Raw genomic sequence first — 1,144 nt, forward strand, 5'->3', positions numbered from 1 at the left:
CCCAGCTTCGTCAGCTTGGCTTCGCGCTCCTGCGCAGCAAAAAGGTTGGGTTTCATCATGGCAGAGTCGTCAAGGTTGATGCGCTGACATCATGCCACGGCCGGGCCGGTTTTTCGAGGCCCCCAACTGTCACTATTCCAGATCGTATTGGGCCAGCTTGCGGTACAACTGCTGGCGGGACAGCCCCAGATGGCGCGCCGCTTCGCTGCGATTGCCCCCGGCGGCCTCCAGCGCGCGCCGCAGCATGAACGATTCCAGTTGTTCCACCGCGTCTTGCAGCGGGCCGTCCCAGTCGATGGCGGCGCCGTCGCCGGTCACCGGCACGGATGGCGAGGGCGTCGTCCCCCAAGCCCGCACCGCGCCCAGTCCCAGATGGCCCGGCTCGATCAGATCGCCCTCGCTCAGCGCGATGGCGCGCAGCATGGTGTTGCGCAATTCGCGCACATTGCCGGGCCAGTCGTAAGCTTGCAGCGCCGTCAGCGCCGCCGCGCTCAGGTGTTTGTGTCGGCCCTGCGCCTGCTGCCGCAGGAAATGCGCCGCCAACAGCGCCACGTCGTCCCCGCGCTCGCGCAACGGCGGCAGCATGATGGTGATCACTTGCAGCCGGTACCACAGGTCGGCGCGGAAGCGGCCTTCCGTCACCTCGGCCTCCAGGTCGCGGTGGGTGGCGGCCACCACGCGCAGGTCCACCGGCAGCGCATGGCGCGCGCCGACCGGCGTGACTTCGCGCTCTTGCAGCACGCGCAGAATCTTGGCCTGCATCGGCAACGGCATATCGCCGATTTCGTCAAGGAACAGCGTGCCGCCGTCGGCCTCGCGGAAGCGGCCCAGGCGGTCGGTGGCGGCGCCGGAAAAGGCGCCCTTGACGTGGCCGAACAGTTCGCTCTCCAGCAGCTCGGCCGGAATGGCGGCGCAATTGACCGCCACAAACGGCGCGGCGGCGCGGGCGCTGTTGGCGTGCAGCGCCTGCGCTACCAGCTCTTTGCCGGTGCCGGTCTCGCCCAGCACCAGCACCGTGTTGTCGCTGTCGGCCACCAGACCGATGCGCTTGAAAATGGCCCGCATCAGCTCGCTGTTGCTGACCAGGTGTTCGGCCTCCGGCGCGGCGCCGGCCGGCGCGGCTGGCGCCGGCCGGCTGGCGTTC

General features: G+C 69.1%; 1 protein-coding gene. It reads right to left on the bottom strand.

Annotation, left to right across the window (positions count from 1 at the left end; genetic code table 11):
* Nucleotides 1-132 precede the first annotated feature (132 nt).
* A partial coding sequence (locus GTP44_RS26785; protein ID WP_161021801.1) for a sigma-54 interaction domain-containing protein occupies nt 133-1,144 on the bottom strand: 1,012 nt, incomplete at its 5' end.

Origin of the sequence: Duganella lactea, assembly GCF_009857505.1 — a bacterium.
Lineage (GTDB): Bacteria > Pseudomonadota > Gammaproteobacteria > Burkholderiales > Burkholderiaceae_D > Rugamonas > Rugamonas lactea.